Annotated in this window: 22 protein-coding genes; 4 read left to right on the forward strand and 18 right to left on the reverse strand. The window is 46.3% G+C overall.

What is annotated here, in order from left to right; all coding sequences use genetic code 11:
- Positions 1-10: 10 nt before the first annotated feature.
- From phnE (ACZ43I_RS10350) to ACZ43I_RS10365, 4 genes are read right to left on the reverse strand one after another with little or no spacing between them, the layout of a single operon-like run.
- Positions 11-817 carry a phosphonate ABC transporter, permease protein PhnE gene (gene phnE, locus ACZ43I_RS10350; protein WP_344700855.1) on the reverse strand — a complete coding sequence of 269 codons (807 nt, stop codon included), beginning with the start codon at positions 815-817 and terminating at the stop codon, positions 11-13.
- Complete coding sequence (gene phnE / locus ACZ43I_RS10355; protein ID WP_344700856.1) at positions 814-1,614, reverse strand: phosphonate ABC transporter, permease protein PhnE; 801 nt, start codon at positions 1,612-1,614, stop codon at positions 814-816. The genes phnE (ACZ43I_RS10350) and phnE (ACZ43I_RS10355) overlap by 4 nt, the downstream gene beginning before the upstream one ends.
- The gene (gene phnC / locus ACZ43I_RS10360) at positions 1,595-2,389 is read right to left on the reverse strand and encodes a phosphonate ABC transporter ATP-binding protein (protein ID WP_344700857.1); all 795 of its coding nucleotides are present in this window, start codon (positions 2,387-2,389) and stop codon (positions 1,595-1,597) included. The genes phnE (ACZ43I_RS10355) and phnC overlap by 20 nt, the downstream gene beginning before the upstream one ends.
- A 57-nt stretch (positions 2,390-2,446) precedes the next feature.
- A complete protein-coding gene (locus ACZ43I_RS10365; protein ID WP_344700858.1) occupies positions 2,447-3,379 on the reverse strand; it encodes a phosphate/phosphite/phosphonate ABC transporter substrate-binding protein in 933 nt (310 codons plus the stop codon).
- Between the two features lie 145 nt (positions 3,380-3,524).
- On the opposite strand from ACZ43I_RS10365, the gene ACZ43I_RS10370 reads away from it, so the two are divergent.
- On the forward strand, positions 3,525-4,466 hold the full coding sequence (locus ACZ43I_RS10370) for an aldo/keto reductase (RefSeq protein ID WP_344700859.1): 942 nt from the start codon (positions 3,525-3,527) through the stop codon (positions 4,464-4,466).
- A gap of 109 nt (positions 4,467-4,575) precedes the next feature.
- Here the strand turns inward: ACZ43I_RS10370 and ACZ43I_RS10375 are convergent, their stop codons facing one another.
- The 7 genes from ACZ43I_RS10375 to ACZ43I_RS10405 all read right to left on the reverse strand — a co-directional run bounded on the left by ACZ43I_RS10375 (position 4,576) and on the right by ACZ43I_RS10405 (position 10,473).
- Entirely contained in the window at positions 4,576-5,559 is a 984-nt protein-coding gene (locus ACZ43I_RS10375; RefSeq protein ID WP_344700860.1) for a Gfo/Idh/MocA family protein, read from the reverse strand.
- 14 nt (positions 5,560-5,573) lie between these two features.
- Complete coding sequence (locus tag ACZ43I_RS10380; protein WP_344700861.1) at positions 5,574-6,818, reverse strand: hemolysin family protein; 1,245 nt, start codon at positions 6,816-6,818, stop codon at positions 5,574-5,576.
- 158 nt (positions 6,819-6,976) lie between these two features.
- Positions 6,977-7,183 (reverse strand): copper chaperone CopZ, encoded by a 207-nt coding sequence (gene copZ, locus ACZ43I_RS10385; RefSeq protein WP_344700862.1) that lies wholly within the window; start codon positions 7,181-7,183, stop codon positions 6,977-6,979.
- Between the two features lie 28 nt (positions 7,184-7,211).
- Positions 7,212-9,557, reverse strand: a complete 2,346-nt coding sequence (locus ACZ43I_RS10390) for a heavy metal translocating P-type ATPase (protein ID WP_464761764.1) — start codon at positions 9,555-9,557, stop codon at positions 7,212-7,214.
- Between the two features lie 52 nt (positions 9,558-9,609).
- Positions 9,610-9,912, reverse strand: coding sequence for a metal-sensing transcriptional repressor (locus ACZ43I_RS10395; protein WP_344700864.1), 303 nt, complete (start codon positions 9,910-9,912; stop codon positions 9,610-9,612).
- Positions 9,913-10,168: 256 nt separating this feature from the next.
- A complete protein-coding gene (locus tag ACZ43I_RS10400) occupies positions 10,169-10,318 on the reverse strand; it encodes a hypothetical protein (protein ID WP_344700865.1) in 150 nt (49 codons plus the stop codon).
- An 11-nt stretch (positions 10,319-10,329) separates the two neighbouring features.
- Complete coding sequence (locus ACZ43I_RS10405) at positions 10,330-10,473, reverse strand: hypothetical protein (RefSeq protein WP_344700866.1); 144 nt, start codon at positions 10,471-10,473, stop codon at positions 10,330-10,332.
- Between the two features lie 304 nt (positions 10,474-10,777).
- Here ACZ43I_RS10405 and ACZ43I_RS10410 point away from each other — a divergent pair, with 304 nt between their 5' ends.
- Positions 10,778-12,019: a LysM peptidoglycan-binding domain-containing protein gene (locus ACZ43I_RS10410; protein WP_344700867.1), complete on the forward strand. Its 1,242-nt coding sequence runs from the start codon at positions 10,778-10,780 to the stop codon at positions 12,017-12,019.
- Between the two features lie 120 nt (positions 12,020-12,139).
- Here ACZ43I_RS10410 and ACZ43I_RS10415 read toward each other — a convergent pair whose 3' ends face one another.
- The 3 genes from ACZ43I_RS10415 to glcT all read right to left on the reverse strand — a co-directional run bounded on the left by ACZ43I_RS10415 (position 12,140) and on the right by glcT (position 17,034).
- Positions 12,140-13,924, reverse strand: a complete 1,785-nt coding sequence (locus tag ACZ43I_RS10415; RefSeq protein WP_344700868.1) for a S9 family peptidase — start codon at positions 13,922-13,924, stop codon at positions 12,140-12,142.
- 113 nt (positions 13,925-14,037) lie between these two features.
- Positions 14,038-16,077, reverse strand: coding sequence for a glucose-specific PTS transporter subunit IIBC (gene ptsG / locus ACZ43I_RS10420; protein WP_344700869.1), 2,040 nt, complete (start codon positions 16,075-16,077; stop codon positions 14,038-14,040).
- Positions 16,078-16,200: 123 nt separating this feature from the next.
- On the reverse strand, positions 16,201-17,034 hold the full coding sequence (gene glcT, locus ACZ43I_RS10425; RefSeq protein ID WP_344700870.1) for a glucose PTS transporter transcription antiterminator GlcT: 834 nt from the start codon (positions 17,032-17,034) through the stop codon (positions 16,201-16,203).
- 173 nt (positions 17,035-17,207) lie between these two features.
- Here glcT and ACZ43I_RS10430 point away from each other — a divergent pair, with 173 nt between their 5' ends.
- Positions 17,208-17,528, forward strand: coding sequence for a winged helix-turn-helix transcriptional regulator (locus ACZ43I_RS10430; protein WP_344700871.1), 321 nt, complete (start codon positions 17,208-17,210; stop codon positions 17,526-17,528).
- 198 nt (positions 17,529-17,726) lie between these two features.
- Here the strand turns inward: ACZ43I_RS10430 and ACZ43I_RS10435 are convergent, their stop codons facing one another.
- Positions 17,727-18,899 (reverse strand): MFS transporter, encoded by a 1,173-nt coding sequence (locus ACZ43I_RS10435; RefSeq protein ID WP_344700872.1) that lies wholly within the window; start codon positions 18,897-18,899, stop codon positions 17,727-17,729.
- A 196-nt stretch (positions 18,900-19,095) separates the two neighbouring features.
- On the opposite strand from ACZ43I_RS10435, the gene ACZ43I_RS10440 reads away from it, so the two are divergent.
- Entirely contained in the window at positions 19,096-19,527 is a 432-nt protein-coding gene (locus tag ACZ43I_RS10440) for a pyridoxamine 5'-phosphate oxidase family protein (protein ID WP_344700873.1), read from the forward strand.
- Between the two features lie 71 nt (positions 19,528-19,598).
- Here ACZ43I_RS10440 and ACZ43I_RS10445 read toward each other — a convergent pair whose 3' ends face one another.
- From ACZ43I_RS10445 to ACZ43I_RS10455, 3 genes are all read right to left on the reverse strand, one after another.
- Positions 19,599-20,048, reverse strand: coding sequence for a hypothetical protein (locus tag ACZ43I_RS10445; protein WP_344700874.1), 450 nt, complete (start codon positions 20,046-20,048; stop codon positions 19,599-19,601).
- Positions 20,045-20,851 carry a DUF3100 domain-containing protein gene (locus tag ACZ43I_RS10450; RefSeq protein ID WP_344700875.1) on the reverse strand — a complete coding sequence of 269 codons (807 nt, stop codon included), beginning with the start codon at positions 20,849-20,851 and terminating at the stop codon, positions 20,045-20,047. The genes ACZ43I_RS10445 and ACZ43I_RS10450 overlap by 4 nt, the downstream gene beginning before the upstream one ends.
- Positions 20,852-20,972: 121 nt before the next feature.
- On the reverse strand, positions 20,973-22,034 hold the full coding sequence (locus ACZ43I_RS10455; RefSeq protein WP_344700876.1) for a tartrate dehydrogenase: 1,062 nt from the start codon (positions 22,032-22,034) through the stop codon (positions 20,973-20,975).
- Positions 22,035-22,125 lie beyond the last annotated feature (91 nt).

The raw sequence follows: 22,125 nt of genomic DNA on the forward strand, positions 1-22,125 counted from the left end.
GAGAAGCTTCTTATACTAAACGCTTCCTTATCGAACTGGATACGATGTCGATTAGACTTACAAATACTACTACCACTACCAGAATCATACCGACATCTTCCCAATTGCGCTGATATGTCGCCAGAATGAGCGGCGCCCCGATACCGCCTGCACCTACTATTCCAAGAACCGTTGAGGCGCGCACATCGATTTCGAACCTGTAGAGCGCATACGATACGAACTCAGGCAGCACTTGTGGCAATATGCCGAACCACATGGACTGGACACGATTACCGCCACTTGCCTTTATCGCATCCACATTCTCCCTATCGATCGACTCGATGACTTCTGCATACAGTTTGCCGAGCATGCCGATGGAATTGATGCTGATCGCAAGAACACCCGCATAAGGTCCGATGCCTACGGCTGCCACAAAGATAATCGCGAAGATCAATTCAGGTATAGCGCGTATCGCATTCAACAGCGCCTTTCCTATGTAGGAAAAACGTCCGCCGACATTACGGGCAGCAAGGAAACCGACAGGTATCGCAAGTATGGCTGCCACCATGATACCCGCATAGGCGATGGCAATGGTTTCAAACATATATCCGATATATTCTGGATACTGCCCATAACGTTCCGACTCCACAAGAGGTGCAATGAATAGCCGCCTCAAGGTATCCAACGTGGATACAGAAGAACTGTTGACGTCAAAAGGCGTTGATATGAGGGCTATGATATAGATGATCAGCAGCAGGGACAGGACGGCATACATATACATGCGCTTTTTTTTGCCGAAAGTTTCCTTCATTCTGATTTTCTCTTTATTTTTCATCATTCAAGACGCTCCCTTAACCTGTTGCTGATAAAGTCTATCAGGGATATTGTAATGAACAGGACGAAGATGATTGCCGCAACATTTTCGTAGTTGAACATGCTGAGCTGCTGCCTCAGGATGATGCCGATGCCACCGGCCCCTACGAAACCGAGGACGACGGATGCTTTAACATTGATCTCAAGCGAATACAGCGTGTATGACGCATACTGCGGCAGAATCTGTGGGATGACGCCATAGCGTATGACCTGCAGTGTATTCCCACCGGTTGCACGTATCGCTTCCATTGGACCAGGGTCGACTGCTTCAATCGTTTCACTGAGCAGTTTGCCGATGATTCCGACGGTCAAGACAGTCAATGCAAGGATACCGGAAACATCACCGATCCCCACCAGCGCCACAAACAAGACGGCCAAGATGATCTCAGGCACTGTCCTCAATATGTTGAAGAAGAAGCGGACGATCCGGTAGAACGTATTATTGCGGTTGATGTTCGCGGCTGCCATAAAGCTGACCGGCATCGCAAGCACTGCCCCGAAAGTGGTGCCGAACAAGGCGATGTTCCATGTTTCGAGCAATGGCTCCAACACGCTTGTAAAATATTCCCAGCTAGGTGGCCACAAATCATTGACCACAAACAGGAATATGATCGGGAATCCTTCTATCACCCGTGTCGGGTATGATTGCGTCAAGTAGGCCGCTCCCACATACAGCATCAGAACAAGCAGGATTATACCCAGGATGAAGAATTTGAACCGCCTTGGCATCAAAACAATCCGTTCAATCCTTTGCTGTTTCATCCGTCTCCTCCTCATTGCCGATCAGATCATCCTCTTTGATCGGACGACCATATATTTCTTCGAATGTCTGCTCATCGACTTCTGAGATTGGGCCATCAAAAACCAGTTCCCCATCGCGCAGGCCAATTATACGGTCAGCATACTCCATCGCCATATCGATGAAGTGCAGGTTGACGATAGTGGTCAATCCATCTTCTCGGCTTACACGCCGCAGATCCTTCATGACCTTATGGGATGTTGGTGGATCAAGACTCGCCACCGGCTCATCGGCCAGGATGATCGATGGCTGCTGCGTCAAAGCCCGTGCGATGCTTACACGCTGCTGTTGGCCACCACTCAGGTTGCTTGCTCTGACGTAGGCTTTCTCATCAATGCCAACGCGTTTAAGATTATCCATCGCAAGACGCATGTCGCTTTGTGGAAAGAGTCCGAAAATACTCCTCAATGTTCCGATATGGCCCAGTCTGCCCGCAAGGACATTCCTCAGTACGCTCATTCTCTTGACGATGTTGTAGCTTTGAAAGATCATGCCAATTCCAGTCCGTAGCTTCCTCAACTGCGGTTCTTTGAACTTCAATATATTTTCTCCACCGATGATCAACTCTCCCGAAGTCGGGGTGACCATACGGTTGATGCTTCGAATGAGGGTGGACTTGCCGGCCCCGGACATGCCGACGATTACAACGAATTCACCTTCCGGGATATTCAGGTTGATATTCTTAAGCCCTTCATGGCCGTTGGGATAGACCAGGGAAACGTCTTTGAACTCTATCAATGGAGTCACCATCCTATATAAATTGCACTCAAAAAAAGGGGCTTAGCCCCTTGCTTATTATTCGTTCAGCTGATCTTCGAATTCTGCATAGACTTCACGCACGATATCATAGTCTTCTGAACTTGCTTCTGCAACGCCATCCCACTCATAGATTTCGTACATCGTTTCCAAGACTTCCTCATTGTCGTTCATGCTAAGGAATGCCTCGGTCACTTTTTTCTTCATCTCGTCCGGCAGTTCAGAGCGCACAGAAATCGTATCGTTTGGGATATCCTCTGTGTGGCCGATGATTTTCACCTTATCCATGACATCAGGCAGATCTTCTTCCACCGTCGTACGGGCATCGTCGAATGTCGTCGCGAAATCGGCTTGGCCATCATAAACTTGAGTGATTGCGTTATCGTGCCCCCCTACAGATAATTGATCGAAATGGTTCTCCAGATCATCAACACCCTTATCCTTCAACTGCATGGCCGGGAACAGATAACCTGAAGTCGATAATGTATCTGGGAATGCCCATACAAGATCTTCTGTAGCCACCAGATCATCGATATCTTCAATATCGGAATCGGCGTTCACCACATATTGTGCTGCATATGATTCAGAACCATTTCGGATGGATTTCAATATGACTTCTACGTCCGCCCGCTCTTCGGCCTGCACAAAACTGAATGGTGCGAGGAAACCGATATCAACTTGCTGTGTACGCATCGCTTCTATCAATCCACTGTAATCTACCATCACTTCGGCCTTTACTTCGATTCCGAGCTCTTCACTCAGGAATTCTTCCAACGGCTCCGCGGTAGTCGCGATATTTCCAGCATCACTTGAAGGAATGAAGCCCATGGAGAGTGTCTCCACTTCCCCTTCCTGACCTTCCCCGTCTTTTTCTGCTGTATCTTCTGCCCCATCACTGCCACATGCTGCGACGATGACTGCCAATGCCACAAGCGAGAATAGGAAAAACAAACGTCTGAATACAGAATTCATCTGATGCTACCCCCTGAAATTATGTATATTTAGCGGAAATGAAAATCTTCCTCCTACTCCTAGAATATTCAAACCGAATTTCAAAGTCAATAAGATTCACGATACTTCAAATAGATTGTGATAAAATGGTGGCGAGGTGATTAATTTGGATAAAATAAAACTAGGTGGTTCAGACCTTGAAGCATCAAAGATAGTACTTGGCTGCATGCGTATTGCAGATATGACGGATGACGCTTTGCACCGTCACATCAGTACAGCGATGGAGGCCGGCATCAATATCTTCGACCATGCAGATATATATGGTGGCGGCGAATGTGAACGCAAATTCGGCAAAGCACTGAAATCAGGCATAAAAAGAGAAGACATCCTCATTCAGAGCAAGTGCGCCATCCGCAATTCCAGCTCGGAAGGTGACAAGTCAGGCGAATATTATGATTTATCAAAATCCCATATACTGGATTCCGTCGACGGCATACTGGAGCGTCTGGACACTGAATATCTCGATCTCCTCATGCTCCATCGTCCCGATGCACTCATGGAGCCTGAAGAGATTGCTGAGGCCTTTGATCGTCTGCATGAGAGCGGCAAAGTCAGACATTTTGGTTTGAGCAACTTCAATGCCCGCCAGTTCGACTTCGTTCAAAAATATGTCGATCAGAAACTGATTACCAACCAGATTCAATTCGGTGTCGCTGCACCGCACATGATCAACAGCAACATGCAGACGAATACACCATTTGAAGGCGCCGCCGATCGCGACGGCGGCATGCTGGATTACGCCCGCCTGAACGATGTGACCATCCAGGCCTGGTCTCCATTCCACTACGGATATTTTGATGGCATCATCATGGACGACCCTAAGTATAAAATACTCAATGAAGTCATGGAACAAATCGGGGATGCACATGGAGTGACGAAGAATGCGATTGCAGTTGCATGGATTCTGAGACATCCGGCAAACATGCAGACAATCATCGGCACCACGAATACCGATAGGCTCTCACAAATCATGAAAGCACCTGATGTATCACTTTCCCGTGAAGAATGGTATCAGATCTACAAAGCAGCTGGCCATGTGCTGCCGTAGTAATCACATGTCAGTTGGATAACTCCCTAAATAAAACGGCCTGCAAATCTTGGTTTTCAAGATTTGCAGGCCGTTTTATTTGTGGTGAGGCTGGTGGTTATCCCTCAGGCTACTTTTCATCCGCAGGATACTGTATATCAGCACTGCTTCTTGCCGCTTCGAATGCTTCCATCACATTCATGGAATGCTCAAGCAATTCAGTAGCAGCCCCCCGGTCTTCCGATGAGAGCATATCCCTGAAGCTTTCAAGTTCCGCCACCATATTATTGTCATTTTGTCCCAGGTCAATATGCTCCTTGCCTTCGTCGGTGACTACATCCACAGAATCCATGATATTTGCAGAACCATTGACCCGAATATAGCCCTTGTTCCCTTGCAGCAGCACACTATTATCCGTTGTCGTGTCCTTCGAGCCGATGCATGACGCGACACAGCCATCATACTTGAGTACACAGACACCCGAAGTGTCGGCTCCGTTATCATGTTTATTTGGCAAGTAGACTATTTCATCCGGTCGGCCAAGCAACCGGATGACGAAATGAAGATTATATATATTGAGATCGGCAAGCGCACCGCCTGAAAATTCCAAGTTGAAGACATTGGTCACCTGACCATGCTTCAACTGCTCATAGCGGCTCGAGTACTGCGAGTAGTTGGCCTGGATGATTCTGATGTCCCCTATCCGCTTCATATTCTCCTGAACTGCTTTAAAGTGTGGCAGATGAATGCCTGTTACCGCTTCAAACAGGAAAACATCCTGCGCTCCGGCCAGGTCAATCAGCTCCTTCAATTCCGCAGCTGTCGATGTGAATGGTTTTTCACATATGACATGCTTGCCCGCTTCAATGGCTTTTTTGGCATATGCATGATGTAGACTGTTCGGCGAGGCGATATAGACAGTATCATGCGCCTCGTCCTTGAGCATGGCATCCATATCCGTGAACCTGCTCCCGATATCATGCTTCTGTCCAAATGCCTCGGCCGTTTCCAGCCGGCGTGAATAGACGGCTGTAGCCTCCACACCTTCCACTTGACAGACTGCATCAAGAAAACGGTCTACGATGAAACCCGTCCCGATCGTAGCGATCTTCATATCATTTCCCTCCATCATTCTTCTTCATTCTCATCTGTTTTGACAATATGGACTTTACGGATCATCTGATCTTCCATGACTAGCACTTCAAATTTCAATCCTATCTGCTCAAGGACATCGCCTTCGACCGGAAAGTCATTGAATTCCTTCAACAGAAACCCTGAAAGGGTGTCTTCATCTTCCGGTATCTCCGTATCAAAAATGGAGTTGAGGCGGTGTAGTGTAATCTTACCGTCGCAGACGATCTCCTCATCGGAAAGCTTTTCGACGAGTGCATCGTTGCGCAGATCCGTTTCATCTTCGATTTCAAAACCGAGCATCGCTTCGATGATGTCTTCATGTGTGAGTATCCCTTCCGTGCCGCCGAACTCATCAATGACGACGGCCATATGCCGCCTTTCCTTAGTCATTTTTCTGAGTACATATTCAACGGGTTGGAATTCATGCACGGTCAATGGATCATTATCACAGTAATCCAACAAGGTCTTTGAAGGTTCCACCGACCACTGGAGAAGATATTTGGAATGGAAGACGCCGATTATATCATCCATATCTTCATCATAGATCGGATAGCGGGTGAACATATGCTCGATGACGAAATCCCTGACCTCTTCAAATGATGCAGTGGCGGAAATGGCTTCCATTTCCGTCCGGGGGGTAGTCAGGACATCCTTGACGTTAAGGTGTCTGAAATCAAGCACCCCTTTGATCCGGTAGGATTCATCTTTTGCAAGCATGCCTTCCGAATCCGCAATGTCCACGATTGCACGCAGTTCATCTTTCGACACGGTGGCTGCGCCCTTCAATTCGCCCTTTGACAGCAGTCTCGCAATGGTGTCAGTCAACCAGTTCAACACTACTGTAACTGGCTTCAATATCAGCACGAAGAACATGATGATAGGCGCCACACGCATTGCAATCGGTTCCGGGAACGTTGCCGCCACCGATTTGGGTATGACTTCGGCAAAGACGATGATGGCAATGGTCAAAGCTGCCGAAGCGATCGCTATACTGATGCCGTATTCAAGCGCCAATGTGGTTACCAGAGTAGGCAGCAAGATATTTGCTATATTGTTGCCGATGAGTATCGTGGTGATGAATACGCCTGGCCTTGAAACCAATCTGAGCAGACGCTCCGCCTTCGCGTCGCCCTTTTTCGCCATCGATTGAAGTTTCATTTTGTTGACTGCCGTCAAGGCCGTTTCACTGCCCGAGAAAAACAGTGAAGTAAACAGCAGTATAATGATCGCAACGATCATTCATTTTCCTCCTCATATATATAAAACCTAGAAATGTCTTAATTATCTATTTTAAATTTATTTTCACCATTTTACCACTCATAAGTGGAAATGTTTAATATCTCGATTCATTTTGGGCAAAAAAAAGCCTGCTCCGAATGCCGGAACAGGCTATCCCATTACTTCACATCATATCCTTGATCTTCAATTGCTTCAACCATTGAGGACTCTGTCACTTTCTGGTCGTCATATTCAACATCTACTTTATCTGCGTCCAGGTCCACATTCGCTGAAGTGATGCCATCAAGTTCGTTGAGGGCACCTTCTACTGCACTTTTACAGTGCCCACATGTCATACCTTCAACCTTTATCGTTTTTTGAGCCATTATGAATCTCCTCCCATATATCTTCATTTTATATCTTTACCCGTTTCAACCTCAAGGAATTCGTCACGACACTTACGGAACTGAAGGCCATGGCGGCACCTGCCACCCATGGTGCAAGCAGACCCAGCGCTGCTATTGGTATGCCTGCACTATTATAGGCGAAAGCCCAAAAGAGATTCTGTTTAATGTTGCGAATTGTTTTGTGACTCAATCTCACTGCTTTAGGGATGAGTGTCAATTCTCCACCCAATATAGTGATGTCCGCCGCTTCTATCGCCACTTCCGTACCTGTACCGATGGCGATTCCAATATCCGCTGTGGCCAGAGCCGGTGCATCATTGATGCCGTCACCAACCATCGCTACCGTCCTGCCTGCTTCCTGGAAGCGTTTGACCTGTTCTGCTTTTTCCTCTGGCAGAACTTCTGCAATGACCTGGTCGATTCCGACCGATCTGCCTATTGCTTCCGCCGTGCGGGTATTATCCCCGGTAAGCATGACGACTTCAAGCCCGTCTTCCTGCAGCTGGCGTATTGCTTCTGCAGCACTTTCTTTAACAGTATCCATAACCGCTACGATACCTTTGATATCACCATCGACTGCTACAATCATTGCTGTCTTGCCGTCATATTCGTACTGGGTCATTTCCTCTGTGATGGTATCATTGGCAATGCCATTGTCAGCCATGAGTTTACGTGTGCCGACGAGCACTTTCCTCCCCTCTACCGATGCCTCGATGCCGTGGCCCGGTATGGCAGTGAAATCGTCCACTTCCGGAATATCAAGCCCCCGCTCTGTTGCGTGTGCAACTATTGCTTCAGCCAATGGATGCTCTGAGCCTTTTTCAGCTGCAGCAAGCAACCCGAGCACTTCATCATTACCGGAAAAGTCGGTGACTTCTGGTTTGCCTTTTGTGATGGTTCCGGTCTTATCCATGATGATGACGTCCAATGAATGGGTCTTTTCAAGGTGCTCCCCACCTTTAAAGAGAATACCATTCTCTGCTCCTTTGCCGGTTCCGACCATGATGGAAGTTGGTGTGGCAAGACCCAGAGCGCATGGACAGGCGATGACCAGAACCGCTATCGATGCAATCAATGCCGGCTCAAAATTGCCTGGCTGGACAAGAATGTACCAGACAAGGAACGTAAGGATAGCAATCCCGACAACTATGGGCACAAAATATCCTGAAATGACATCCGCCATCCTCTGGATCGGTGCCTTCTTGCCCTGTGCCTCCTCGACCACTTTGACGATGGAAGCGAGAGCCGTATCCCTACCTACTCGTGTCGCTTCAAATTCAATCGTACCGTTCACATTCAATGTGGAGCCCACAACCCCATTCTCAACTTCCTTCTCGATTGGAATGGACTCACCGGTGATCATCGATTCATCAACTGAAGTCCGGCCTTTGACAACTTGTCCATCAACCGGTATCTTCTCACCCGGTTTGACGATAAGGCGATCTCCAACCACGACATCCTCAATCGGGATCATCGTTTCCTTACCTTCTTTTATCACACGTGCCTGCTTTGCCTGCATATCAAGCAACTTGGAAATGGCAGTGGTCGTCCTGGATTTGGCATTGTGCTCAAGATACTTACCGAAAAGGATCAATGTAATGATCAGGACACTTGTTTCGAAATAAAGGTGCGGACTATGAGTCGGATCCGTTGCCCAGACTCCTGTCTCATACACACTATAGAAATAGGCGGCGCTGGTGCCCATTGCCACAAGGACATCCATATTTGCGCTTCCACTCTTGAGATTCTTGTACGCTCCTTCATAGAACTGCCACCCTATGATAAATTGTACCGGAGTCGCAATCGCCAGCTGGAACCATGGATTCATCAGCAAACTTGGCAACTGGATACCAAACAGATGGTCCAACATTGTTATAAGCAGTGGAACAGAAAGCAATGCAGAGATGATCAATTTGATCCTCAGCCGGTTCAGCTGCCTATCCTTCGCATCCACCTTATCTTCTGCACTCCGTTTCGGCTCTGCACCATAGCCGAGTTTCTCGACACGGCCAATCAGATCTTTTTCGCTCAGCACATTCGGGTTATACTCGATGACCGCATTCTCCGTCGCCAGATTGACTGTCGCCGAGCCGACTCCATCCTGCTTATTGAGCACTTTTTCGATTCGGCTGGAACAAGCCGCACATGTCATACCCGTTATATCGAATTCAGCATGTTCCATTTCAACTCCATAGCCAAGATTCTCAATTTTACTGGTGAGGTCACCAACATCAACAAGTTCCCCGTCAAATTTAATGCTTGCCTTTTCCGTAGTCAGGTTGACGGAGGCATAGACATTGTCCATCTTATTCAGAACCTTTTCTATGCGGTTCGAACAGGCGGCACATGTCATGCCTGTTACGTTCAATTCGACATGTTTCTCATTATTCAACGTCTGTCACCCCCTATTTTGAAAATTGTTTAAGGACAGTCATCAATTCTTTGATTGATTCCTCTCCCTCTCCTTTGTTGATCGCATCTGTCACGCAATGGTTCATATGACGTTCCGTCACTGAATATCCAACATTTTTAAGCGCTGACTGGATGGCACTGATCTGGACCAATATGTCGACACAGTACCGATCTTCCTCGACCATCTTCTGGATACCGCGCACTTGTCCTTCAATCCGCTTGAGGCGGTTAAGCGTCTTCGTCTTTTCTTCGTCCGTCCTTGGAACGACGGTGTAGTCATGCATATGTTCACCCATAGTGATCACGTCCTATTCATTATAGTTAAATTATACCCCATATAGGTATTAAAGTCAATTTTAAAAAGCCAGGTCATAAAGGCCTGGCTATTTCTTTCGTCATAAATAGATGACATCTTCTTGGTCTTGCGATTCATACTATATATTACCTTTCTTACAAAAGCCTTCAAATTGTATTGTATACACTCAAGCTAGTTTTTCATTTTGTGTATGCATATGATGATTAAAAAATGAATCCAGACATTTTCTGCTGGATTCATTTCCCATTCCCTTGTTGCCTGAACATCAGATAGTTCGTCACCGCAAAGAACAATCCTGCGCCGATGCCGATCGGCCAATTGTCAAAACCGATGCCGATCAGCAATAAAAATAAAATCCCTGTACTTACCGCAACCGCAATATGCATAATTTCACCCTCTACAGCATGCTGAATACTTTTCCAATGAGACGTAGGATGAGACCGAGTGATTCCAAAAACATATCGAACAAGAAAGTGTACCAGTACTCGTTCTTCTGTAGTGGATACTGCGGCCCGTCCTGTCTTCCCTTGTTTCGTGCCATGGCCCTCCCCCCTTTTTAAACAATACCCGAATCGAGATGGCCTAATAACTTTTTTTGTTGTCTCCACTATCATATGGACCAATATATAGATATTACATTATATTTCAAGTTTTTCTTTCTAGTTACATATCTATGACATTTAACAATAAAGCTACAATTCATGATAGACTTTCTACTTGTGAATCGTCATGAATCTTTAACCGTTCCATCTTGGATATATTTCAATGATACATATAAATACACCTCAATTAAGAAACAGTTTTAGTCGTGGACGAAAAAAATTTCAAGGAGAGTTTATCTTATCATGAAAAAAACATTGCTATCAATTGCGACAGTTACTACACTCACAGGAGTTGCATCACATAATGTTTCGGCCGCGGACTACACCGTTGAGAGCGGCGATACACTGTGGGGACTTGCTAACGAAAACGGCACTTCCGTATCAAATCTAAAAGAGATGAACAACCTTTCCAGTGACCTGATCGTCCCTGGCGAAGTTCTTGAAGTGGATGAGGAAAAGGAAGAAACCCACGTTAAAGAAGAGAATCAAGGCATATATACAATTAAAAGTGGAGACACGCTTTATAAAATCGGCCAGAAATTCAATGTCGATTATAAACAGATCAAGACATGGAACAACTTGTCTTCTGATATGATCTATGCAGGCAAAACGCTGATTGTTTCTGCAGACGCCGTTCCAGCTGAACAAAAAGCACCTGTTGTGGCAGAAGCAGCAACACAAAATAATTCAGCGGACACACAGGCTCAGGCTGACACAACCAATCAACAAGCCGACTCAGAGAAAACTGAAGCCCAGCAATCAAACCAAAATAATGAAACCGAAGCACCTGCTGTTGTTGAACAAAGCCAGGACAATACCGAAGTTCAGGCAACTCAGTCAGATAATGCAAACCAACAGGTTGAGCCGAAGCAAGCCGCAACCCAGCCTGCAAATCAAAATAATGAGCAAGAATCATCTAATGTTGCCCAAACTTCAAATCAGAATAGAACAGAAGATGTTCAACAATCTGCTAATGAAAACAACCAAAATGTAAATCAATCATCTCAAGAAACGCCTGCAGTAGTTGAAAATACTAGCAATAATGAAGTTGCGACTCAGAACGTAAATTCACAAGAAACAACTCAAGTCCAAGCTCCGGCTCCACAGGCCCCAGCACCTTCAGTTGCGTCCGGTTCATACGGCAGCAACTACTATATGACTGGAGACTGCACATGGTATGTCTTCGAAAGACGTAAAGAAATGGGCGCATCTGTCAGCAATTCATGGGGCGATGCAAAAAATTGGGCGAGTGCTGCACGTAGCGAAGGCCTACAGGTCAACAACACTCCGTCCGTAGGGGCAATCATGCAATCTGCTGCTTTCCAAAACGGCTCGTATTCCTTTGGCCACGTGGCTGTTGTAGAAGCGGTGAACGCTGATGGCTCAATCGTGGTTTCAGAAATGAACTGGTCCGGCGGCGTTGGAAATAAAACAACCAGAACCGTCAGTGCAAGCAATGTTGCGAGCCATAACTTTATCCATTAATTAGGAACACCCCGTAGTCAGGTCAATGACCTCACTACGGGGTGTTTTTTGTTTTATTAATTTAAATGCACACTTTCTTATCTAGCTAAAAATATTTTCCCTGTCGTAGAAAAGCAAATCTCATTGATGCGACTCCAAAAATCGCAACATCGTTTTATAGACCTTTATTTCGTTGGCTTTTTTAGAAAAACCATGACCTTCATCATCTAGGACGAGGTATTCGACGTCCCTCCCTGCATCACGCAGCTTTTCTACAATCTGATCGGACTCCTCTTTAACGACGCGCGGGTCCTTAGCCCCTTGAATGACAAGCATTGGACGTGACATCGTATCGAGGTAAGTGATCGGTGAATCTCTTTCGAATCGTTCCTTATCCTGCTCGGGATCTCCTATCCAACGCTTCATGATCGGTTTCCAGTGCTCCGGCACTGAGTTATAGAACGTAAACAGGTTGGACACTCCGAATATATCGACTACAGCCTTAAAATACTCAGGATGCCTGCCATGAAGCAGAAGCGCCATATAACCTCCGTAGCTGCCACCGACAAGGAAGAGTGTGTCGGGTGAAGAAACTCCATTATCAAACAACCATTTGATTGCTTCTATATTGTCCAGCCGGGGCCCTTCTCCCCAGTCCTGTTCGACGTATGTTACGAACGAGGCACCATAACCGGTGCTGCCCCTGAAGTTGGGACAGAATATGTTATATCCCCTGTTAAGCAGCATCTGGAACATCGCACGATAAGATTTGCGTTCTGCTGCCTGAGGTCCTCCATGGGGCCAAAATATCGTATAACCGTTATGGTTTCCTCCCTTCGCCCGAAATAGCAGCGCTTCTATTTCGAGGCCGTCGAAAGATTCGTAAAAGATGCTTTCAGGTTCTACCATATCTCTTGCGGTGACCCCCGGCACACGGTTTTTTGTCAGCGCACTCCATTTTTCCTTATTATATTTCCAGATGTTGAAAGGTTCTGTGGCGCTGCCTCCAAGGGCGTATAGTGTACCGTCCTTTGTGACGGCGAGTTGACGCACGACATCAAAAGGCACTTTGATTTCATCTGACATATCATGGTTCAGATCGTAGTAATAAAGCCAGTCTGAAACCCCTCGCTCTGTATTGATGTACAGCATGTTGTGGTGCCTGTCGAACTGCAGGCCTGATACGGATTCATTGCCGAAGTCCATCACTTTCGAAAATACTTTATCCGTTAAATTATATTTGGCCAGATAAGTGTATTCACTGCCGTAGTTGGTAGCAAACCATACTTCGTCATCCTTCACGAATGTCATCCCACTGACGGTTTGTACAACGGTTTCATCAGGCGTAATATAATCGATGCCCGCCGGTGTTTTGATGAAGCCGAGCATATACGTATTGGACAGCACCTGAAGATAGGCACTGTTGGTCTCATCATCTGATATATCTACAAGATAGGTGGGGGCACCCTCCCCTTCGTGCAAGATCCGGGTCTCTCCATTTTTCAGATCATATACCTCTGTATTCAAGTAATTCTCATTTCCTTTGGAAGTTCCGTAGTATATCCTATCGCCGTCTCTCGATGTCTTTGAGAAAAAGAATTTTTCATCCGGTTCACCAGTGACCAGCGGCTTAGGCAGACCGCCCTTTGGACTTAGCGCATAGATTTGAAAGTTCTCATCTCCATCATTATCGTATCCAGCCAGAACATAGCGGTTCTTTGGATCGAACTTGATGAAACTGACCGCTTCATCCTTTTTTCCGAAAAGATAGGGATATGTATCCGGCTGATCCATGGCCCAGATATTCACTTTACCATCGATGTTCGTACTGAAAAGCACCCTCTCTCCATCGGGACTCACCGTAAAATTATTGATGTTGTAGGAAGAAAAGAATTGTTCTACTGCCGGTTTTGGAAATGAAATCATGCTCTGCACCCCTTTTTCTGAAAATTTTATCTCTTCAATTGTAAACGATATCAATGTGGCTGACAATTCCAGACAATAAAAAAAGGGGACGGCATGAGCCGTCCCCCATATTGTTATTTGACGTTGATAATGACATCTTCATTGGTTACTGGACCGAGCTCTCTCGCTGCGATTTCAACGCCTGCTGGTCCTGTGATTATGATCGGAGTGATGTCACTCTTTGCGTGTTCCCTTATATACTCGAGATCCACTTCCATAAGCACATCACCTTTTTTGATTTCGTCTCCAGTCTTCACTTTGAGGTCAAAACCTTCACCTTTTAGATTCACGGTATCAAGGCCGAAATGGACAAGCAGTTCAAGTCCGCCCGCGTTCTTGAGTCCAAGTGCATGTTTGGTAGGGAAGTCCGTCACTACTTCACCATCGAATGGTGCACGGACGATACCGTCTGTTGGCTTGACTGCGATACCATCACCCATCATCTTCTCACTGAACACCTGATCCGGAACTTCAGATAGTTCAACTGCTTCACCTTCTATTGGAGAATAGATATCTTTATCATTATCCTGCATCATTTCCTCGCCGGCTGCCGCTTCCACTTCTTCCGCTGTGGAATCCGTGACGGTCGTTTCGGCCGGGGAAGTGATTTCTCCGGCGATGATGCGCTGCATGTCATTCCTGATCTGATCGGATTTAGGTCCGAAGATTGCCTGCATGTTATTGCCGACCTTCATCACGCCTGAGGCTCCGAGTGACTTGAGTTTACTTTCATCTACCGCAGCCGTATCGGACACTTCTACACGCAGTCGCGTGATGCAGGCGTCGAGATGTTTGATATTCTCTTCGCCACCCATTGCTGTCAGCACACTGAATGGCAGTTCCTGCGCTGTGGAAGTTGTGACTTCTGCACTATCGTCTTCGCGTCCTGGTGTCTTAAAGTTGAGTGCTTGAATCAGGACTCTGAACACTGTGTAATAGATGACAGCGTAAACCAGTCCCACAACGATCACCCACCACCATTCTGTACGGTTCTGAAGGATGCCGAACAGGAAGAAGTCGATGAAGCCGCCTGAGAATGTATATCCGAGATGCAAATCAAGCATGAACAGTATAAGGAAGCTGAGTCCATCCAATACTGCATGGATGACATACAATAATGGTGCTACAAAAAGGAATGAGAATTCCAGTGGTTCTGTAATTCCTGTCAAGAAACTTGTAAGCGCTGCTGAAATCATGATACCTGCAACATATTTCTTACGCTCCGGACGCGCTGTGTGATACATCGCCAGAGCTGCAGCAGGCAGACCGAACATCATGACTGGGAATTCACCCTGCATGAAGTTGCCGGCCGTCAATTCCACGCCATCGCGCAGTTGGGCGAAGAAGATGTTCAAGTCACCGCGCACAATGTCCCCGGCCACGTTCGTGTACGTACCAAATTCAAACCAGAACGGTGCGTGGAATATGTGGTGCAGTCCGAATGGAATGAGGAGCCGCTTGATCATACCAAATGCAAACACGCCTATGGCAGTGTTTTCCTCCATCAACCAAAGGGATACCGAGTTCATGCCTTCTTGGATAGGTGGCCAGACGATGAACATCAACAGCCCTATCAGGAAGGAGAATACTGCGGTGACAATCGGCACAAAACGTTTGCCGGCAAAGAAGCCAAGGAAATCCGGCAGATTGATGTTGTAGTATCTGTTGTAGGCCCATGCGGCAATCACACCGATGATGATACCACCGAACACCCCAGTCTGTATGGTCGGGATGCCGAGCACGTCTGCGTATGCTGGATTTTCGGCTGCCATTTCAGGCGTGACCTGGGCAATCTGACCCATCGTCACGTTCATTATCATGTAGCCGACAAAAGCTGCAACAGCTGCGACGCCGTCACCTTTCGCAAGTCCGACTGCTACACCAAGTGCAAATAGTAATGCCAGGTTATCAAAAACAACGCCACCCGCTGCCTGCAGCATGTTGGATAGGGCAACGATCCATCCCGCTTCCAAAAATGGCAGCAGGTCGACCATCGCTTCAGTCTGCATAGCGGCACCGATTCCGAGCATCAACCCGGCGGCCGGTAGAATCGCGACCGGTAGCATCAAGGCTTTACCGATACGCTGAAGCTGTCCAAATAGTTTTTTGAACATAATGTCCTCCTTTTTGAATATGTTTATTTGTAAGGTGAAGAATCAGCAGAAAAAAGGCATAAGTTTACAAAGCATGGTTGAATAAACCATCCCTTGTAGACTCATGCCCTTACGGTAACACGTCTATTTGGAATAATGATTGAAATGTTGTATATGCATGGTAAGATAAACGACTTCAGAATCATAGACTTTCCGCTGCAATTTATTCTGTATCATCTTCACGATTTTTACAGCTATATTATAGCACGTTGGGTATTCAGTTTTCAACAATGAGTCAAAATGATCTTGGGAGGGTACACTCTCACCATTCATTACACGCTGCACACAAAAGCTGATATGTCTTACAAAACGGTCATATTGGATAGATGACTGATCGATTTCAGTGCGCAGTCCCTGTTCTATGATGACGATTGCCTGATGGACGACCTCGGACAGAAGGTTCATGTCCCTGAGTGAGCGGTTATAAAGAGATGAGTGAACATGAAGGGCAATGAACCCAGTCTCCGCTTCTGGTAGCCTGATGCCATACTTTTTATCAAACATATCGACAACCGCTTCAGCGATATGGTATTCCTTCGGATAGAGCGCTTTCGTTTCGTTGACGAACGGATTGGTGATATCAATCCCTTCTTCAAGCCGTTTCATCGCGAAAAGCAGATGGTCCGTCAAGGAAAGCAGTATGCGGTTGTTGATGGTCATCGTTGTCATATCATCAATCAATTCGATTGCTTCAAGCGTTGATTGGAACAGTTTTTCATCTGCCATCGTCAGCAGTGTCTGATAGCGACTTGTATCCTGCTGCCCTTCTAGTTTATATATCTTATCCGCATCTTCGATATCAAGCGCATCACCCATTTTTTTGCCAAAGCCGATACCTCTGCCGATCAACACGACCTCTTCGAACTCATCTCTGCCGATCACCACATTATTATTCAGTGCTTTTTCTACAGTTACCATAAGTCACCTACCCACTTTCTCTTCTACACTCCAATATATAGAAGGCATTCATCAAGTGCAAGGACACATCCAATCATTATAATGCGCTTATGCATTGTTTATATTCAAGTACGGTTCGTTTAGTTGTGATGCACGCCCAAAAAGAGTTATACTGGCTCTCAAGGAGTGATGATATGGATTATTCGATCTGTCCAAAGTTTGAAAGCGCCATGGGTATTCTCGGTCAGAGATGGACAGGACTCATCATCTACCAGCTGCTCGAAGGGCCGAAGCGTTTCTGCCACCTCGAGTCTTCCATCGGTGTCAGTGGGCGTGTCCTCTCGGAACGTCTCAAGACGCTTGAGAAAGAGGGTCTGGTCAAAAGAGAAGTCTACCCGGAAACCCCGGTGCGGATAGAATATATCCTTACAGAAAAAGGATATGCAATGGAGCCCTTCATGGATGAATTGCAGAAATGGGCCGAAAACTGGTTGGCAACGCCCCAGAAGGTATAATCATTTCAATATAAATAAGCCGCTTATGCTGATTGGCATAAGCGGCTTTTCTATGGCCACAATCCGAATATCGGAGTAAAAACCATACCACAGGAAATACAATGGGTGAGGAAAATACAACATGAAGTCTTTTCTTGTAATGTTCGCTGCTGCGCTTTTATGATTGATGCTTACTTGATCATCTCTTTTGCATCATGATTAAGGTCTTGCACCCCTTCTCTCATATCGGCCATATACGAAGTAGTATACTACCACTCCGGCCAGGACAAGCAAGGCCATCATGCTATACAGGCCATGGTAGCCAATCATCGGTACAAAACCACCAAGGATGTAGGATCCTACCCCTAGACCGAAATCCAGTGCAATGAAATAAGTAGACGTCGCGAGGCCAACGTCTTTGGCATCTGCCACTTTAATGCAGAGTGCCTGTGTAATCGATTGGAGATTTCCATAACCAAACCCAATCAGCACGCCGGATACCAGCAGCATCAAGCCGGAAGTAGTCTGACCGAGTGTAAGATACCCTATCGCCAACACTATAAAAGCCGGATAGGTGACGATATTGGCGCCAACCTGGTCCATGATCCTTCCAGTCACAGGGCGGGTAACCAATATGATCAGTGCATAGACCAGGAAGAAGTAGCTTGAAGCTGAAACAAGATTCTGTTCCTCTGCAAATAATGCAATGAAGGACAGCACCGTGGAGTATGCCATACAGATGAGCAATACCACAATGCCAATCGGCATCGCTTTCCTATCAATCCACTGGAATTTGGGCTTAGGCTCTTTGGACAAGTCTATCGTCGTATTATCCGTCTTGATGAAGATTGTAAAGAGGCTGGCGACAAGCACTAATGTGAAGACGATGACGAACAGCGTCTGGTAGGTGATGTACTGGAGCAGGAAGAAGGCCATGAAAGGCCCAAGGGCGGTCGCCATTACAAAACTCAGACTGAAATAGCTGATACCCTCGCCCCTCCGGGATTTCGGCAAGGCGAGCGCTGCAATGGTCCCAACTGCAGTGGTTGCAACTCCATTAGCCAGACCATTGAAGAAGCGCACAAGCAGCAGCAAGGTGAGATTCCCGGCAACAAAGTACAAGCCATATGTAATGATGAACATGATCGTACCGATGAACATGATTTTCCTTGCACCGATCAGACTGAGCTGATGACCAGTCAATATCCGTCCGACCAGCGAACCAACAATGAAAATACCCGATACGAGTCCTGCTGTACTGGTGGACACATTAAACTCTTCTACCGCGTAGCCGCTTATCGTCACCATAAGCAGGAACATCGCCAGCATGATGAAGAAATTGAAGATGAAGACTATGATGAAATCTTTGGTCCAAAGCTTTTCTTTTCCCATTGAATCATTCCTTAATATGTAAATCTTTTTCACGATTGTCAGACAATCATACCATATTTTGCAGTATATATATGAAGGGAATAGAAGCATATAAATTTTTTTATACTACTAATTGCGCATCAGCAATCAACCGTGATTATTATTTCCTGTAGATGGGTATAAGGATGGAGAATGATCATTAATTGGAGGTTTATCCATGAATAAGACAGATTTCACCAATAAGCTGAAAGAAATATTCGATTCCAACAAAATAGGTACGATGGCCACAATACGTGAGGACAAACCTATGAGCCGTTATATGACTTTCTATAATGATGGTCTTACACTCTATACGTACACAACGAAAGATACCTACAAAATAGAGGATCTTGAAAAGAACCCTTATGCTCATATCCTTCTCGGCTATGAAGAAAGCACTGACAAGAGCGAGCGTTTTGTGGAAATTTTAGGTAAAGCCAAATTGCCTGAAGATGTTACACCTGATGTTGACGAGACACTCGCTAAAATTGGGCAGACTTATCAGAAGTTAAAAGGCAATGATAATCTTCAAGCCATAGAAATAGAGATTGAAACGGCTAAAATAATGAATGATGACGAGACAGAAGCTGAAACAGTTGATCTGACCTAATTTATATCTTCTACCACAGAATGAAATCACGCACCTCGATGAGGTGCGTGATTTTTATATGATGCCTTTTTTTATATGATGCCTTGTATCCTCAGCACAACTTCTGCAATTAAAGCAGAACCGAGAAATGTACCTATGAAAACCAAAATCGCCACTACAATAGACTTCCATCCCATTTTTGCGAAATCGGCCCAGTTGCGTCCTATCGAGATGCCTGCATAAGCGAGTATTGGAGTAGTGATGGCCAGCAGTTCAATATCGTTCGTCCAAGTAACCACCTGTTCAGATCCGGGAAACCCCGGAAGCGATATGATAATGCCGATTAGCGCGATATAACCGACTGCTGGAATATTGACCGGGATATATTCTTCCATAATCATTCCCGCCAATGCAATCAAAATCAGGACCAGTATGCCAGGAACTGCGCCCCATGAGTAGATATCATATCCAATCATGTTCCCGAGCAGGGTTATTCCTGCAAATATCAATAGTATTAAAGTCCAATCGATGATCTTCTTCATTCGCTTCGTCCCCCTGTTTCTTCCCGGTTCATCACAGAATAGATTTTATTGGCAAGAGGGAGTCCGATGAACATGCTGACATAGAGACCAGTAGCAAGAGATATCAGATTGCTTGCTCCAGCCAATGCGATTATCTGGTCTTCCAATGCGGGGTATGCAGCAATCAGTGTCCCGCTGCCGGCCGCCATCATACTACCACTGCCGACGCCTGAAGCGAGCGCAAACGACAATGGGTGAATCGGCGTCACTGTTGCCAACAAACCTGCAATCAACCCAAGGAATATTGCCCCGAACACCGTGCCGAATATGTACATCGTCATGACCCCGCGCCCTTCGGGCGAATTGAAACCATATCGATCCATTATGAGTCCGACATTCGGCTCCCTGCCGATCGAGTGGGTCATCCCTACGCTCTCCCGCTTCATGCCGAGCCATATTGCCACAGGCAGTGCAATTAGGATGGTTCCGAGGTTGCCGAACTCCTGGAGCAGCAAGGCAGGACCAACCGCAATCAGTTCTTTTGCCTGAGGACCGATGATAACCCCTATTTTAGCAATGAGCACCCCCACTCCCATGACGATCAAAGGCTCGGCATTGATGGATTGAATTTTCGAAATCACTGGAGTGAAATACAATCCAAAACCGATAATCAACGCATAGAGCATCGGCAACAACAGAATCGCTCCTGGGCCGACGGGGATGGATATCTGTCCGATTAATTCTGTAAACAAGACAATGGTGAGGACAACAGCGTGCAGCCGCCAATCCTTCAGTATCGATTTCAATTCTTTTCTGTCGTCCATATTTTCCCCTCCTCGGGTGCACAACGTATAAATCCGTTCTTCATTAATCAGAATAGTACCACAACTCTAGTGGTTCTACAATTTCAATTTAAAAAGGATGGCTGATATAACAGCCATCCTTTTAGACTTTCCTTTTCAACCTTTTGATTACCTCACCTGCTACTTCATCAGTTGTCGCATTTCCGCCTACGTCCGGTGTAAGAATTCTTTCTGCTGCGACACTTTCCAGCGTATCGAGCAGTACAGACCCCATCTCTTCCTCACCGTGGTGATCCAGCAGCATTTTGACCGTCCAAATCTGACCTATAGGATTGGCAACGCCCTGCCCGGCGATGTCTGGCGCAGAACCATGGACAGGTTCGAACATCGACGGGAACTTGCCGTTCAAATTCAAGTTAGCCGATGGTGCGATGCCGATGCTCCCCATTATTGCTGCACCGATATCGGTGAGGATATCTCCGAATAGATTGCTGGCCACTATAGTATCGTAGCGCTGTGGATGGGTGACGAGTGAAGCCGCCAGTGCATCGATATGCTGTTGGGACGTTGTAATGCCTTCATACTGTGCTGACGTTTCGCTGAACACTTCATCCCAAAAAGGCATGGCATGAAATATGCCGTTCGATTTCGTCGCACTCGTTACATGATGACTCCTCCCTGCAGAAAGCTTGAATGCATATTCCATGGCCTGTTTTGTGGCCCTTTTTGAAAAGACGTTGTTCTGAATCGCAATCTCATCATCTCCCCGGTACATGCGCCCGCCTACAGAACTATACTCTCCCTCGCTATTTTCACGCACGATGACCAGGTCGAAATGCGCCGGATCAGACAGTGGTGAATCGATCCCTTTAAATACCTTTGCCGGCCTGACGTTGATTCCCAGTTCGAATTCCTGCCGGATTTTCAAAAGCAGTCCCCATAGAGAGATATGGTCCGGCACTTTGGAAGCATCGCCCACTGCACCAAGCAGGATACTGTCCGATTCAGCCAGGCGCTCCATCCCATCATCTGCCATCATTTTTCCATGCTTAAGATAATAGTCGCATCCATATTCGAAATGTTCATATTCAAAATCCAGTCCACCGTGAATTTCCCCTACTACATCCAGTATATCTAAGGCATGGGGCATCACTTCATTTCCGATGCCATCTCCTGGAACAACAGATAATTTTATTTTCTTCATAATTTCCTCCTTCAATCATATTGCGTCCCCTTCATTACTCAGCTCATCGGTATAGTTCAAAATGGGACTATCCTCTTCAGATTACATGAAA

Source organism: Salinicoccus jeotgali (assembly GCF_055379195.1).